Consider the following 16,554-nt stretch of genomic DNA (forward strand, 5'->3'; position numbering starts at 1 on the left):
CACTTTTCAATTACTTTAATGGCAACACCATATTCCACGATTTTGTAGATCTGTTAAAGCCTCCAAGACCATCCATTGTTGCAAAAAACAAATGGGTTACTTTTCCATTTTCAATTAAACCAAACGGGCGCTCCAACTGTCCCATCTTGATGGATTTGCCGTCGCTCCAATTGATAACTCTTTCGTAGGCCAGAGGTTGTTTATCCAGCTCCCAGTCTATTCCGTTATTAGAGTGAGCCATAACACCTGCATGATGATGGTTTGTAATTTTTCCGTACTGATCCTTGGCAATCATATGATAGCCGCTCTCATCTTTCCAGATGAAAGGATCTTCAATAATACCGAATTTGTCTTCACTAAATACCGGTTCGTCGGAAACCACTTCGAAAACACTGTTTATATCAGGGGCCGTGGCCATACCAATCTGCATCCTCGATTGATAAGGGTACTTGTCACGATAGGCGCGTGATTTAAACATCAGTATAACGCTACCATCCTCATTGATCCACGGAGTTGGATTCGACGTTAAAAAGCTATAAAACGTATTAGGTTTTGTTTCCAAAGCAGGTGTATCTCTTCGCTCCCATGGGCCATACGGACTTTTTGAGGTCGCAATACCAACACGTTTATTCGAACGGGCTACTACCGGGTAAGATGTACCCAGTTTTAATGTATCGGGATTGGTAACATCATCAAAAGGATACGTAGTACCAGCATAAAACAATACATACAAATCATTATATTTTACCACCTGCGGATTAAACACCGAGCGGCCATCCCAATATTGTGCTCCCCTGGCACCCAAAGCTATATCTTTAAATTCATATGGCCCTTCAGGTGTTTCTGATACAGCATGAACTATTTCAGAAGCCACCATCCACCCTGGATGAAATGGATTTTTTTTAGGCCAACGGCTGGCGTACATATGATACAAACTGTCATCACCTTTTACCACAGCACTTCCCCAAACCCAGTAATCTTCCATTTGTAAACCACCATCAACAGGAGCAGTACCTATTCTATCGTAGATTAGGTTGTACCATTCTCTTTGTTTTGTATTATCTGCCTTTTCACCGGTGTTATCTGATGAACATCCAGCAAAGAATACTGATGCTGTTATTCCCATCAAAATAATTAGAAAGCTCTTTTTTGAGTTCATATTTCTCAATTAATATTTTGTTTTATTAAAAAGAGCAAACAGTCAGTAACAAACTCTACTGATGTTTCCCCTTTTCCATCAACGTTTTTATGCAGTACGCATCAATATTTTAAACAATTTTTTCTTAATAATTGTAGTTAATTTTGTTTTAAAACAGGAAAGGATTACTCTTTCCTGTTTTAAATGTTTTGCCTAAGATTACTATTTCCATCCAGGATTTTGAACCATTGTCTCTGGCGAAAGATCCATCTCTACCTGTGGGATTGGAAATAATCTGTCTCTCTCGGTTACATTTGGAGCAGCGAGAGGATTATATGCCTGAAGACGCTCAACATATTTATTATTCCTAACCAGTACATATCTTCTGTGTTCTTCCCAAACAAGCTCTCTTGATCGTTCATCAAGCAAAAAATCGATAGTTGCTTCTGTTGCTGTTATATCTGAAGCATTTGACCGTCTTCTTATTATATTGATAGTTTCAGCTGCTTCATCCAATTTGCCAAGCTTTATTTCTGCTTCTGCGCGTAAAAAATAGGTTTCCGCCAACCGAAGATAGTTGCTGTCATCATATTGATAGGCATCACTAGGATTCTCCTTCAGAGCCCATTCATTTTTCCTTGCAGAAGGCCACATTGTTTTCAACGTAAAATTCTCTTCTGTATTTGTTATGTCAATCCAAATGGTGTCGCCCAACTTATTGTATTCAAGATTAACCTCTTCCGAATCTTCCAAAATAAAGAACCTGCGCATTGCGTGCTCGCTGTTACGATCATCACCATCTTCGTACAATTCCAATGCCCATTTGGTCATAGCCATAGCAGCAAGGCCACGGCCTCCCCGTTCATAAGTAACTTTCAGTTTCTTTCCACTGACATCGTCGTAATAATAACGGTCATAAGGCCACACACACCACCTTCGGTGAATTGAAAAGTTTTCACCTCCGATAACGCTGAACTCCCTGTGCCATGACCACAAAACCTCGGTATTCCCCTGGCTTCTTCCAACATTACCTTCCAAAAATAGATCAGAGAATGGCGTGCCAGGTCTATTTTGAGTTACACCGTACCTGTCTGTTACAAGCGTATAGTCTCCACTGTTGATTACATTATCAGCCATTTGTTCTGCTTTCGCATAATCTCCCCATTTCAGGTATAACTCTGCAAGGTAATGTTGTGCCACTGCTTTAGATACTTTACCAGGCCTTTCTGGAACATTGGGTAAGTGGAGTACAGCAAATTTAAAATCTTCCTCCATTTGATTTTCAATCTCCCGAACATTTGTTCTTTCAGTAGTCCTTGTGATATTGTTACTTCCAGACTCTTCCAGCCGCAAAGGGACATCGCCCCAAAGGTTTGTTAAGTGACGGTAAGCCCATGCCCTTATACAACGAGCTTCTGCTATAACAATGTTTTTATTTGAGAGGTTTTTTGCGTCATCTTTACCTCCCCCCCAATCAACATTCTCATTTTCTGCACGTGAAATGATTGTATTAGCCGCATTAATAACCTCGTAAAGCCATGACCATGTGTGATAATACAAAAAAACTTCCGGATTACTTTTATCCTTAAGGTCTTGAACTGCTATATTATCATCTGGCCAAAGGACCGCAAAAACATTATCCATTCCTCCCTTCATCATTGTAAATGTAGGATATGCAGTACCACCCCCTATACTGCCACGATGTTCTTGAAGCAAAGTTGCATAAAGTCCATTTAATCCAACCTCAAAACCAACATGATTTTGGTAAAGGTTATCTATCAGAATCCTGTCTTTTACGTCTTCATCTAAAAAATCATTATTTGTGCAAGCGTTAAACAACGGCATCACAAATAAAAATATGCCCAGTATTATAGTATATTTTATTCCTTTCATTGTTCTAAATTTTATAATGTAACATTTACTCCAATTAAATATGTCCTGGATAGTGGTTGACTTGTTTGATCGGAAAATTCAGGATCTAAACCAGTCCATTTGGAAAGGGTAAACAAGTTACTTCCGTTAAAAAATAGGTTTAATTGTGCAAAATTCGCTACATTAAGTTTTGAATGTGTAAAATCATAGCTAATATTCAAATTCTTAAAGCGCAGATAACTAGCATCTTCAAAAAAGTCAACATGGTAGGTTGGATGATTTCCATATAATTTATTAGAGTGATATGTATTAATTGGATTATCCGGGGTCCAGTATTCCTTAATGAAAAGACTGTTTCTCCTTGCATCCCAGTGCTGTTCGTAATCGTATAGTCCATTAGGTCTTTCATTACCGTATACTCCCTGGAACAGCATATCAACACTCAGATTTTTGTATTTAAAATTTGTATTGATTGAATAAGAAAAATCAGGATAATATTGTCCTATAATATGTCTGTCATTCATGTCGACGACACCATCTTTAAAGTAATCTTTCACTTTTACATCTCCGGGTTCACGTCCCTCAACAATATTATCACCCTCTTGCCATATTCCATCAAATTCATAGCCGTAATAAACAATGAACGGCTCACCAATAAACCACTTGTTGGCAACATCGTCGGTTTGGCCTTGTGTTAAAGAAACAATTTTATCCCTGAATCCATCAATAACAATACCAGCATCCCAGCTAAAATCCCTATTAGTTATTAGTTTTGTATTCAGAGTTAGTTCTAGTCCTTTCACCTCTGTTATACCAATATTACGCAAGCGTTTATTCCCAATTACCCCATAAATTGCAGGAATTCTCTCCTCAAGTATCTGCTCTGATTCTTTTTTGTATATCTCAAAGCTTCCAGAAAAACGTCCTTTATTTAAACTAAAATCAATACCTGCATTAATAGTTGTTGAAAACTCCCAGCCCAAATCAGGAGAGGCAAGAGATCCAGGCACGTAGCCAATTGCAGTTTCGGTGGCATTACTCCCTCCCAGATAACTTCTTTCTATGGTTTTTGCAAGAGTTGAATATGAACTAACTGCCTGGTTCCCGTTTCTTCCCCAAGATCCTCTTAGTTTAATTTGATCAATCCATGAGATATTGTCATCAATGAAAGCTTCATCTCCAATATTCCATCCAATTGCAACCGATGGGAAAATCCCGTATTTTGTATCATCTCCGAATGCAGAATATCCATCACGTCGCACTGTTCCTGTCAGCAGATATTTCCCTTTATAGTTATAGTTTAAACGTCCCATTAACGATGAAATAGTAGATTTTGAGTATCCGTCATCAGGAATTATCAAACCTCCGGTGTGCGCCCCATAGGTGCCAAGAATATGGAGAGGAAAATTTGAAGCACTCAGTTTCCTGATTTTTAGCTCGTTCATTTCAAAGCTATACAGACCAGTAAAGTACAACGAATGATCATCAAACCTACGTTTATACGTTAAGATATTCTCAACAGTGTAATTGTTTGTATTCCTGTTATCAACACTCAGTGCTCCATTATTTGTAAATCCTTTTTTGGTTCCAGCTCCTTCGTAGTTTTCCATATTACGATACAGGAAAAGAATACCGGTATTTAATCGGTAATTTAATCCTTTAACGAACGGGACATCGAGATCAATATAATTATTGGTGATTACCTTGTATTCACGGTCTTGATTATCATGATTTAATGGTTCCAGAGGGTTGTCGAAGAAAACATCTTCAGGCCAGGGATTTATTTTAATCTCACCGTTTTCATCATATGGGCTAACAAGTGGATTCATATAAAAAGCATCGTGAAACCTGATGCTTTTCCCATCTCTGTTTGCATAAAGCATATTGGTATTGGTTCCAAATTTCAGCCACTTTGTAATTTCTTGTTCCAAATTTAGCCTGTAACTATATCTGTCAAATTTGTCGTTTTCAGCAATTCCTTCTACCTGAAGTACATTTGCCGAGAAATAATATTTGTTACGTTCAGAACCTCCAGAAATAGAAAAAGTATGCTCTTGCTGGTTTCCTGTTCGTGTTCCAAGATCAATCCAATCCGTAAACACACCATTGTTGTAGTTCTCAAGTTCGCTTGTTGTAAAAGCCTTAGTAGGATCGTTTGATGCCGATTCATCATAGGCTAGCTTCCAGTCGTAAAATTCCTGAGCCGACATCATATGAGGGATATTGGTAATTTCAGAAATTCCGTAAGTACCCCGATATTGTAAAGAAATTTTGCCCTTCTCTCCTTTCTTAGTCGAAATAAGAATTACTCCATTTGATGACCGGGTTCCATAAATTGCTGATGATGATGCATCTTTTAATACTTCTATTGATTCAACATCTATTGGGTTTATAGACGATAAACTCCCACTGTATGGAATTCCGTCAACAATTATTAACGGAGCATTTGCTGTATTAAACTCTCCAGATGATGATTTAAGAGAAGAGGGACCGCGTACCATCATTACCGCATTTTGTTCGGCACTTGCAGATTGGTTAGTGATGTTAATACCGGCAAGCCTTCCTTGCAAGGTTTGCAGTAAATTTGCTGAAGTTCCTTTTTCCAACACCTCTTTATCGACAGATGTTATTGCTCCGGTAATATCACTCTTTTTCTGCACTCCATAACCCACAGCTACAACCTCCTCAATTCCAATCGCATCTTCTGCCATCGTCACATTAACAGTCATTTGATTCCCAACAACAATTTCCTGCGCCTGCATTCCTACAAAAGAAAAAATCAATACGCCTGTGGAGGGGATATCATCAATCGTGTAGTTTCCGTCAAAATCGGTAACTGTTCCCTGAGTGGTTCCTTTCACCAACACGGTTACTCCGGGAAGGGGTTGACCATTTTCATCCACCACCTTACCTGCTACAGTTCGCTTCTGTTGCATTCCCAGCCAATCAGCATCTTTCGAATCAGGTTTGAGAATGATTTGTCGGTCGTTAATGACAAAAATCGTTTCTGTTCCCTGAAAAATATCGGCCAACACCTCCTCTATTTTCTTGTTATTCAAATCGACATTAATCTGTCGGTCAACATCAACAAGAAGGTTGCTGTACAAAAAATAAAACTCACTGCTTTTTTCAATTTCGATTAAAGCATCTTTTACCGTGGAATTAGTCAGTCTTAATGAGAGCAGCTTATCTTGCGAATAGCTACTAATAGCAAAAGTCTGGCTAATTAAAATAGTCATTAATAATACGAATAGTTTCATAATCCGTGTAATTTTCCGGACTTGACAAATAGGCAGAACCAAGCCAAACCGGTTTCGATTTTTTTTCATAATTTTGTGATCGTTAGAATTTTACAATTTTTTCCAGAAGATTGTCTAATTAACTAATTGCAAGGGGGATGTTCCAGCATCCTCCTTTTTAGTTTTTTTAATTCCTTTCCGTATTTACATAGGCTCCTAGTTTTTATGTTTTGATATTCGATATTGTGCATTATGTATTGATTTATCATCTGTGGATTTTATTCGCTTACTCTCCAGATTCAAATCAGCAGCTTGCGTGATATAATCCAGCACCTGAGGTAAGGTTTCATGCTCAATGGTAAGTGTAAACGTGTGATTTGCCAGGCTACCATCGGGATCCACCAACTCAATATCTGCATGAAACCAGCGCTCCAGCCGTTGAACCACATCGGCCAAAGGATCATTTCTAAAAATCAGTTTTCCTTCAGTCCAGGCAGTGTATTTCTCCACATCCACTTTTTGTTTGACCAACTCTCCCGTTTGCTTCGTATAAACAAGCTTTTCGGTTGGAAGCAACCTAATCTCCTGCCCTTTTTCAGTAAGGAAATGGACTTCTCCTTCCTCCAGGACTAACGACGAATAAGCATCCTCTTCATAGGCAGATAGGTTAAATCGCGTTCCGGTTACTTTCACTTTTCCGGCTTTTGTTTTCACATAAAACGGATTGCTTTTGTCTGACACAACATGAAAGTAGGCTTCTCCAATCAACTCCACTTCGCGATTTTTTCCGGAGAAATAGCTTGGGTACCGCAATATGGTTCCTGCATTTTGCCACACTTCGGTTCCATCGGGTAAAGTTGTTCTAATCTTTGATCCGAAAGGCGTTGCCAGTTCAACCATGGTTGCTGGCTGCTTACTTTTTAGTTTATCCACAGTCAGCCAAAGTGTTCCAAGCAATAAGGGAATAAATAAAATGGCTGCAGCCCGCACAAAATAATTTTTCAGGCTTCTTAGAATGGGTGCTTTAGAGCGAGGTTTTGCCGTAATCAACTGCTGATGGATAAGCGCTAACATCTCATCCAGCTCTTCTTTTTCCAGTTCATTTTTATAGGACGATTTATTTTTCCAATACGCATAAAGCGCGCCTTCAACTTGTTGATGATCCCCATCTTTATTTAAAAGATGAATGAGCTCGTCCAGTTCTTCCGTGCTGCAGTTGTCTTCCAGATACTTCTGGATTAAAGTCGTTATTTCATCTTTTTTCTTCATTGATTGAAATTATTTGTGATCATCTGTGACAAACCTTTTTTTGATGTATTTTCTTCAAAATACTTCTTCTTGTTTGATGCTTTTATCCAACTCGTTTTCGGCATGCTGTTGTTACTTTAGATCTTCATTCTAAGCCCGGTCAAAAGCATTACGCCAAAACGTGGTCTACCCCCCAAAAGAAATTATTATTTTTTTGAAAATTCCTGACATTAGGCCTCAAGAGCCAAGACAAGAAGACAATAGATGCTAGACTTTCAGATTCTCAGATGTTCGGACAAACTGGAAATTGGGAATTCGAACCCATCCCCCCCTTCAAACTATTTCAAACCGTTTCAAACTTCTTCCTCAACTTTAAGCACTTCGAACTTGAAACCTAAGTCCTCTCCGTTGACAGATCACTTCGTTTCACTCGTGATGACGATAGTATCTGAAAACCGAAAACAGACTATCAACTAAATAAAGCCATAAAAAGTAACACCAATAGACTATTGGAATCAATATGAGCACGAAGATGCCTTAAGGTCAAATTGATTTGGTTTTCAACCGTTTTCGTGCTTAACCCCAACTTTGATGCTATTTCCTTGTGGCTTAGTCCATCCTCCCGGCTCATCTTATAAATCTGACGACGTTTTTCAGGCAATTCGGCAATTAAGCGCTGAACTTCCTCATTCAACTCCTGAAACTCCACCATGATTGCTGATTCAGAGCTGTTCAGGCTAAAATAATATTTCAGATAAGACTGAAATTCTGTTTCTTTTACCCTTTTGCGAAAAAGGTCAATAATTAGGTTATGGGAAATCGTAAACAGAAATGATTTTAATGAATGCGAAGTATCTATCTCAGCTCGTCGACTCCAAATTTTCAAGAAAGTCTCTTGCACAATTTCTTTCGAATCCTCCTTGTTTTTCAGCATTGAAAATGCAAAGCCATACAACCGCTGGCTGTAGAGCTCGTAGAGTTCATCAAAAGCTTTGATCTCACCACCACGAATTCGGGTTGCTAGTTTTTGAAGTTTATCCGGCGAAATTTCCATCCTTTTTCAAATAAGAGACTAGCTGTTAGACACTAGACTTTAGATTTTTAGATATCCATCAATAGTTTTCAGTCTTAGCCTGCTCCTTCCTTTCATTATCGGGCTTCTGGTGCGACAAAAAACTATTGTCATGGAACTTTTGAACTGATAAAATTAGAAAAAAACTGAAAGATTAATCAGATCGTTTTTTTCATTGACAATTTCCAGGGGGGCGAATTACTAGAGTCCACGTTCTAGCGTCTAATATCTAACATCTAGAATCTTTACTTCTTTTTAAGATATAGACTTGCTCACGCTCGCATATACTATCGTTAAGCGGAATTAATATCCCAATGACATCTCATTCTGGTTGACTTAACTGGTAGGTTCTATCGTACAAGTTTAGTTGATTCGCTCGCCACTCAGCTCCTTCCAGAAATACCGGATGCGGTTGAGCAACATCCCAAGTCCCCAGTTTCTTTAGCAATGCCTTTGTCAATTCGATATTTTCAAGCGCAAGATCATGTTGTTCGGATAAATCCTCTTTCAAATTATACAAGACAGGAAAACGATCAGGCAGTCGAATCAGCTTCCAGTCTCCTTCCCGAATAACAGCACTAATGGTAAACCGCCAGTTAAAAGAATCATGCGGCTTCCCATCAATCTCTCCTTTGATGTATGGCAAAAGATTAACGCCATCAAATTGTTCTTCCCCGGTAGTTTTGCCGCCTGCCAATTCAAAAAAAGTAGGAGCTAAATCCAGCGAAATAACAGGATCTGCTGACACAGTCCCTGCAGGAATAGTGTTCTTCCAGTTCATGATGAACGGGGTTCGGATACCGCCTTCCAGTAAGATTCCTTTTTGCCCGTTAAATGGGGCATTGATTGAAGCATTGGAATTCGTAGGCCCACCATTGTCGCTGATAAAAACAATCAAGGTATTATCGGCTATTCCGTTTGCCTCAACAGCATCCATAATCCGGCCCACATTTACATCCAGGCGATGCACCATGGCACAATAGGTTCGCCGCTTTTGATTTTCAATGTGCTGATATAATTCCAAATCTGCTTTGGTAGCCTGCATGGGCGTATGAGGTGCATTAAACGAAGCAAACAGAAAAAAAGGCTCGTCCTTATGACGCCCGATAAAATCAACACATTCGGCCCCCTTGTCGTCCGTAATGTAGGTAATTGCTGATGGTTCTTTATAATTACATTCAATCGGACTTTTATAACCTTTTCCATCCGGTTCTGAAGTGAAGTAGTCATGACCGCCGCCGGTATAGCCCCAAAATTCGTCGAAGCCTCGTTTTAAGGGGTGGAAATGAGGCTGACCGCCGAGGTGCCATTTCCCCACCAGACCATTGATATACCCCAGGGAATGTAAGCGATCGGCAATGGTCTTTTCGGTTAAAGGCAAGCCCAAAAACGCCTCATCAAAACCGGGCTGATTGCCTCCAATATTATTGTCGTGTCCAAATGAGACCTGGTTTCTCCCGGTTAATATCCCTGCCCGCGAAGGGCTGCAAACCGGCGATGAAACATAGCCCTGCGAGAAGACAGCCCCGTTGGCCGCCAACCGATCGATGTTGGGCGTTTTAATCTGCGTACTTCCGGTAAAGCCCAAATCACCGTAGCCCAAATCGTCAGCTACAATCAGAATGAAATTGGGAGGTTGCTTCAAGGTATTTTCCTGTGCTGTTGAATGTGAAAAGCAAAGGCAAGACAGGCCTGACAGACCAATGAGCGTTTTAAAATTCATAGTTTTAGTAGTAATTAAGTGTCTATTTAGATCCTCTAAAGCTAGCCAAAATCATTAAAATAGCTCCTTCGATTTTCAGATTTCAGACTGCCAGATGTGTGTAGCCCCTTAATCCCGTGCCGTGTCAAGACTCCATTTTCAGTTTTGAATGCTCCAAAACAGTTTGCCCATTATGAATAATATTCATAATTTGTGGATTAGTTAAAAATAACGGCACGATTAGCCTCGTTTATCGTTTCAATTTTTAACCAGCTCTGTTCACATACCAAGGCATTGGTATGTACTCCGCCTTTCATAAGACCGGTTGATAAAGAGGCCGCCCTCGGCCTTCGAAACTTCGGGCGGCCCACAGTTAACAACGAAATTCTTCGTTATTCTAATCGCCTAATTTAATCATTATGGCAACACTTAATGAAAAAGAAAGTCGTGATTTTGTTTCGCAGGTCATTGTCATGGTCGATCAAAATGCCAGCATGCTTACCGATGCGGGTTACGATCCGACCGCGCGCTCTGCCGAGCTAAAAACAAAACTGCAAACAGCCGATGAAGCCGAGGGAGAACAACAAAAAGCCCAGGCCATTGCGCTTGATGCCACCAAACATGCGAATGCTACGCTTAAAGTAGCTTACGACGATGCATCGGCTTTCATAAACCTGATTGAAGGTTTACTGGGGAAGGACAACAGTTTGGTGCATCAATTGCGCCAGCTACGCAAAAAGTAATTTTGCAATCGTTAAAAGTTCCGCTTCACTACCGAGGCGGAATTTTTTTTGCCCCGTTGCTCCCAACTAAACCCCCTGTTTTCAGCATTAAAAGAGGAAAGTCATCTTCCATCAGCGAATGATCCGACCCCGTCCGATGGAGGCTATCTGGTATAAGATGATGACGCTACCCCGTCAGCGAAGCATTCTCTGGTAGAAGATCATGGCTATCTTATGGAAGATGATGGTTCTACCCCGCCCGATGGAGGCTATCGGGCACAAGATGATGACGCTACCCCGTCAGCGAGGCATTCTCTGGTATAAGATGATGACTATCTTATGGAAGATGATGATCCTACCCCGCCCGATGGAGGCTATCGGGTATAAGATGATGACGCTACCCCGTCAGCGAGGCATTCTCTGGTAGAAGATCATGACGATCTTATGGAAGATGATGGTTCTACCCTTAAAGCAAAAAGCGCCCAAAGCCTATGGGAATCGGGCTTTGGGCGCTTTTGTTGTTGACATTGGGATGTTTTAATTCATCTTGCTTGTAAATGAATTGGAAAGCCTGCTCCCAGCGCTACAGGCAGGCGAAAAAGCTTGGAAAATGACCTTTCCTAAAACTTAACTACAGCTCATCGTCCAAGATCTCTTGATACTTAGTGGTAAGTTCCTTTACTTTTTCCACCTCTTCTTCGGCAACATTAACCTTTTGACCAATATCGCTGGCCAGATTGTAAAGCTGTACATCGGTGTCGAAACCTGTTTCATTTTTCACTCCCCATGGCACCATTTTGGGCCCTTTCTGTGGAAGAATCAATGACCAGTCGCCATTACGGTATGCCGTGGTCCTCATTCCCTGAACAACCAGGTCTTCACGTCCTTTCTCCGTCTTTCCTAACAAAGCAGGAAGGATATCTTCGCTATCTTTTGTTTCAATTTGAATCCCCAATAACGAAGCAAAAGATGCCAGGAAATCCATTTGGCAAACCATGGCATCAGACACCCCTGGTTTTACCTGTCCTGGCCAGCGCACGATAAATGGGACACGCGTACCACCATCATACAAACTGTATTTTCCGCTGCGTAAAGGTCCGGCAGGTGTGTGATTTCCCATTAAGGTTTCGGATTCATCGTGATAACCGTCATCGGCAACCGGCCCATTATCGCTCGAAAATATGACAATCGTGTTTTCGTCAAGCCCATTTTCTTTCAGAGTCTTCATAAACTCTCCAATGCACCAATCTGCTTCAACAATGACATCTCCTCTTGGTCCGAGTCCTGACTTTCCGGCGAAACGAGGATGAGGAACACGGGGAGCATGAGGCTGATGCAAAGCATAATAGAGGAAGAAAGGTTCGTCTTTATTTAACTCAACAAATTTTTGAGCACGCACCAGAAAAGTATCTGCCATGTTCTCATCAATCCATCGGGCACTTTCGCCGCCCTTCATAAAACCAATCCGACCAATACCGTTCACAATCGAATTATCATGTCCATGACTTGATTTCATCTTGATCAACTCCGGATTTTCGGGGACCGATGGTTCCCCCTCAAAATTCTCTCTGTAATTAACTTCAATCGGATCATTTTGATCCAAGCCAACCACATGGCCTTTTTCCAGATAAACCGTTGGAACACGGTCATTCGTAGCAGCCATAATGAAGTCGTAGTCGAACCCCACTTGCCGGGGCCCGGGCTTAACTTCTTCATTCCAGTTAATACTTCCCTCGCCTAAACCCAGATGCCATTTACCGACAATCCCCGTCCGGTATCCGGCCTCTTTTAGCATCGATGGAAGGGTTACACTACCCGGCTCAATTAACAACGGCGCATCGCCGGGGAGTACCTGAGCGCGCTTATTGCGCCACGGATATTGCCCGGTTAACATTCCATACCGACTGGGCGTGCAGGTAGCCGAAGTACAGTAGCCCTGCGTAAACCTTACTCCCTCGCCTGCCAGCTTATCAATATTGGGCGTTTTTAGTTCTGTTGCACCATAACAACTGACATCACCATAACCCAAATCATCCGCATAGATAATAACAATATTGGGCGTTTTTGGCGAACTTGTTTCGGATTGACTTCCCGGAGTGCAGGAAGGTGCAAGCATTAAACTTGCCATAGAAGCTGAAACCAGCCCCGGAATCTTTTTTCTTAGTGTATTCATGAGTAGCGTTTTATCAGGTTGCTGTCCCTGGAAGAGAATTGTTTAGTCAATGACTCTCTTTCCGACAGCATAATTTCAAAGGCTTAAAGCTATAAAAAAACGAATAAAAGCAGAGAAGAAAGGATAGACATGCATCGATGAAGTCAAAATAATAATAACAAAAGCCAATCCCTACAGCCACAAGATGAGGAGTGATCCCCCACCTGGCTGGAAAGATTGGCTTTTTAGCTGGAAGAACTTACAAAATGTATTGGAAATCCTGCTCCCCCTTGGAAGAGCACCTCCCCCATAGCTGGAAGAAGGCGGAAAAGGGTGGGAAATTAATATTAACTACGCAGCTCCCACTCTTGGCATAACTAATGGCTCTTTCTGCATATCAGCTTTTAGAGCCTTGAGTAAAAGTTCTAGTTTAAGCTCTTTATACTCCTGCTTATTCCATAGGTTATGAAGCTCTTGAGGATCATTTTTCAAATCAAATAACTCCCCTTCATCTTGAAGCATATACCAAGTAAGTTTGTACCGATTGTTGATATAAGTTTTTTGATAGATTGTTGTTGGCTGATGCCTGTTTTCTATCAAAACATGATTACGGACATCAACGGTGTCATCTTTCCAGTTTTCAAGCCTATTTTGACCGGCCATGGTTAATGGAACTTTTAGCCCAGCTGCAGCCATTAATGTTGGTGCTATGTCAACTAAGGACTGTAAGGCCTCTGTTCTCTTTCCTTGGGGGATAATTCCCGGCCAAGATGCGATCATCGGTACTTTTAGCACATCTTCATAGTGAAAAGGGCCTTTGGCAACCAAGCCGTGTTCTCCGAGGAAGTGTCCGTGGTCTGTTGTAAATACAATTAATGTATTGTCAGCAATTCCCAGTTCATCAACTTTATCGAGGATTTTACCAATATAATGATCCATCATTGAGATCATACCATAATAAATAGCCATATCTCTGGCTTTTCGCGCTTCGGTAACTTTAGCTCCAGCGTAAGTTGTGTGTGAATGAAATCCATGACACCAGTTCCCATTTTCTTCCTGAAACTTTTTAAAATACGCATCCGCTTCTTTGGGCGAAGCCTGCGTCATCTGATAATGTTCCGGCATATCATCCAATTCACCAGGTACTAACTTAGGAACTTGCATATCCTCTGGATCGTACATGCTTGCCCATTTCCCTGGAACAATGTAGGATGGATGCGGATCAAAAAAGCTTGCCCAGGCAAAGAATTTTTGATCATTTTTTACGGCTTCTTCCAACATGGCGTTTGTTCGCTCAGCAATAAACACATTGTAATGGTACTCCTCCGGAATATTCCATTCTCCATACTGAGCCTTACTTGTTCCTGTAGGCATACGAAACCATGCTTTCCATGCTTTTGGATCTTTTCCTTCTGCCGCTAATTTTTTCTCCATCCAAAGCACGTAGTGTTGCCCAACATGCGCCTCATCGGTATGGTTTCGGCATAGCTCGACATGATCAAACCCATAAAAAGGACCTGTGAACTCTTCCCAAAATTCATAATCCTGAAGCACCGGGTATGCTTCCAGCGATGGGTATTCCGAAGTTCCTTTTAGCTGTTGAAAATGAGCTTTCCCAATGAGAGTCGTAAAGTATCCGGCATCGGATAAATAATCTCCTATGAATTTTTCATCTTCAGGTAGTTTCGTCCCTAAGGACCATGCTCCGTGTTGGGACGGAAACTTTCCGGTAATTAAACTGGCTCTTGTTGGCGTACAAGTTGGATTAACAGTATAGGCCCGATCGAAAATAACGCCTCGACTAGCCAATCGGTCTAAATTGGGCGTTTGTATATTAGGATCATTGTATCCTATCCTCATCCAATGCTGCTGGTCACTTGTAATCAATAGTAAATTAGGACTATTAGCAACACTAGTAACAGACTCTACTTGTGGCCACACTTTAGCATATTCATTTTCTATCTGGTTATTTGTCGTTAAGGAATCTCGTGGCTCGGTAGCGAAACCGGCTAGAGAGCCTAATACTCCCATATTGACTAAAAAATATTTGGAATAACTTCGTACTTTGTTTACCATTTTGTCTTATTTTCTATTTCAATTTAAAATACAACAATTCATCCAAGGCAACATCAAATTCCAGGCTTTTACCTCCTCTTATGACTTTGCCTGAAGGGGTTTCCCATTTTCCTTTTGGCAATTGAACCGTACGTTTCCGAGCACCTTTTTCCACAACTGGGGCAACCAGGATGTCTTCACCCAACATAAATTGGTCAACAACGTTTACAAAACCTTGCTTTGGAAAATCTAGGTTGATGGTCTGCATACACTTGTAAAAAAAAACATAAGACTAAACAGGGTAAGTAACTTTTTCATATCGTCTTTTTAAAAAAAATATTTAAGTCTTTTTCTAATAGTTAGAATTAACCTACAAAAATGATACTTTTAGAAATTGATGCCTAATTTCTCAGCATCTCTTTAAACACCTATATAAAGATGTTAATGTGACCTTAACATCAACGTTGCAGAATTTAATCCTTTTGCATATGCCGAAATTGTAATATCACCCGGAGTATCAGTGGATCTCAATAACAACAGACATTTTCCTATGAAAGCTTTGCGTTGAGGTATTTTATGAGGAGCCATATCGAGAATATCCCCATTCTCAACACTCAACAATTTCTGTTGATGTTTACTTACAGGAAGCCGAAAACCTCTACCACTGGAGCCGTGACGACCAGGAACAACTGGCAACAATAGGAATTACTTCCGAGCAAATAGAGGATCTCCCAGTCAGAACCGGCGCCTGCCGCGAAACTCAATCCATCTGGTTTAAGGACCGCTATTCGCAACAAGAAGCCCAACGTGATTGGTCACGACTCTCTCCGCAAGCCTATGATCTTCGCAATGAACTGCTCCATACTTTCCGCTATACTTATCGTAAAGATTGGCTTCGACCTCTCAAAATTAGATCTTGCAGCGACTAAAGCCGAAGAAATGGGCAATCTATTAGGCTTGGCCAATGGCGATAAAGCCGATCAAAATCAATCGAAATTATTGCGAGACAAAGCCTATACTTATTTGAAAGAGTTGGTTGATGAAATCCGAGATGCCGGGAAATATCTATTTTGACGAAATCCCCAGCGTTATAAAGGATACATTAGTCATTACCGAAAAACCCGACGTTAAACAACAGCCGATGAAGAACCGATACCAAGAGAATAACACTATTTTACAATTCGTTATGTTTTTGAAATCACCTGCTTTATTGTGTTTTGCAAACCTATCGGATAACTCATCCGATACACTTTAAATAAGGCATTACAAACATCTAACGGTAGTGTTCATTAAACTGTGTCAATTATATTTTGCTATTAGAGTTTTAGTTTGCATCGTTCTCCAAATTTGATAA

General features: G+C 40.8%; 12 protein-coding genes. 2 read left to right on the forward strand and 10 right to left on the reverse strand.

What is annotated here, in order from left to right; genetic code table 11:
• Positions 1 to 10 precede the first annotated feature (10 nt).
• From Q1A18_RS16325 to Q1A18_RS16350, 6 genes are all read right to left on the reverse strand, one after another.
• A complete protein-coding gene (locus Q1A18_RS16325) occupies positions 11 to 1,159 on the reverse strand; it encodes a glycoside hydrolase family protein (RefSeq protein WP_299583059.1) in 1,149 nt (382 codons plus the stop codon).
• A gap of 201 nt (positions 1,160 to 1,360) precedes the next feature.
• Positions 1,361 to 3,031 (reverse strand): RagB/SusD family nutrient uptake outer membrane protein, encoded by a 1,671-nt coding sequence (locus tag Q1A18_RS16330; RefSeq protein ID WP_299583063.1) that lies wholly within the window; start codon positions 3,029 to 3,031, stop codon positions 1,361 to 1,363.
• 11 nt (positions 3,032 to 3,042) lie between these two features.
• Complete coding sequence (locus Q1A18_RS16335; protein ID WP_299583066.1) at positions 3,043 to 6,270, reverse strand: TonB-dependent receptor; 3,228 nt, start codon at positions 6,268 to 6,270, stop codon at positions 3,043 to 3,045.
• Between the two features lie 195 nt (positions 6,271 to 6,465).
• The gene (locus Q1A18_RS16340) at positions 6,466 to 7,518 is read right to left on the reverse strand and encodes a FecR family protein (RefSeq protein ID WP_299583069.1); all 1,053 of its coding nucleotides are present in this window, start codon (positions 7,516 to 7,518) and stop codon (positions 6,466 to 6,468) included.
• A 448-nt stretch (positions 7,519 to 7,966) separates the two neighbouring features.
• Entirely contained in the window at positions 7,967 to 8,551 is a 585-nt protein-coding gene (locus tag Q1A18_RS16345) for an RNA polymerase sigma-70 factor (RefSeq protein WP_299583072.1), read from the reverse strand.
• A 340-nt stretch (positions 8,552 to 8,891) separates the two neighbouring features.
• Positions 8,892 to 10,292: a sulfatase gene (locus tag Q1A18_RS16350; RefSeq protein ID WP_299583075.1), complete on the reverse strand. Its 1,401-nt coding sequence runs from the start codon at positions 10,290 to 10,292 to the stop codon at positions 8,892 to 8,894.
• A 398-nt stretch (positions 10,293 to 10,690) separates the two neighbouring features.
• Between Q1A18_RS16350 and Q1A18_RS16355 the strand changes: the two genes are divergently transcribed.
• Entirely contained in the window at positions 10,691 to 11,014 is a 324-nt protein-coding gene (locus Q1A18_RS16355; protein WP_299583078.1) for a hypothetical protein, read from the forward strand.
• A 610-nt stretch (positions 11,015 to 11,624) separates the two neighbouring features.
• Here the strand turns inward: Q1A18_RS16355 and Q1A18_RS16360 are convergent.
• The 4 genes from Q1A18_RS16360 to Q1A18_RS19140 all read right to left on the reverse strand — a co-directional run bounded on the left by Q1A18_RS16360 (position 11,625) and on the right by Q1A18_RS19140 (position 15,899).
• A complete protein-coding gene (locus tag Q1A18_RS16360; RefSeq protein ID WP_299583081.1) occupies positions 11,625 to 13,166 on the reverse strand; it encodes an arylsulfatase in 1,542 nt (513 codons plus the stop codon).
• A gap of 330 nt (positions 13,167 to 13,496) precedes the next feature.
• Complete coding sequence (locus Q1A18_RS16365; RefSeq protein ID WP_299583084.1) at positions 13,497 to 15,221, reverse strand: sulfatase-like hydrolase/transferase; 1,725 nt, start codon at positions 15,219 to 15,221, stop codon at positions 13,497 to 13,499.
• A 13-nt stretch (positions 15,222 to 15,234) separates the two neighbouring features.
• Entirely contained in the window at positions 15,235 to 15,468 is a 234-nt protein-coding gene (locus Q1A18_RS16370) for a TIM-barrel domain-containing protein (RefSeq protein ID WP_299583087.1), read from the reverse strand.
• Positions 15,469 to 15,641: 173 nt separating this feature from the next.
• Positions 15,642 to 15,899, reverse strand: a complete 258-nt coding sequence (locus Q1A18_RS19140) for a hypothetical protein (protein WP_363322899.1) — start codon at positions 15,897 to 15,899, stop codon at positions 15,642 to 15,644.
• A gap of 240 nt (positions 15,900 to 16,139) precedes the next feature.
• On the opposite strand from Q1A18_RS19140, the gene Q1A18_RS16375 reads away from it, so the two are divergent.
• Positions 16,140 to 16,274 carry a hypothetical protein gene (locus Q1A18_RS16375; RefSeq protein ID WP_299583090.1) on the forward strand — a complete coding sequence of 45 codons (135 nt, stop codon included), beginning with the start codon at positions 16,140 to 16,142 and terminating at the stop codon, positions 16,272 to 16,274.
• Positions 16,275 to 16,554 lie beyond the last annotated feature (280 nt).

Source organism: uncultured Sunxiuqinia sp. (genome assembly GCF_947495665.1).
Lineage (GTDB): Bacteria > Bacteroidota > Bacteroidia > Bacteroidales > Prolixibacteraceae > Sunxiuqinia > Sunxiuqinia rutila.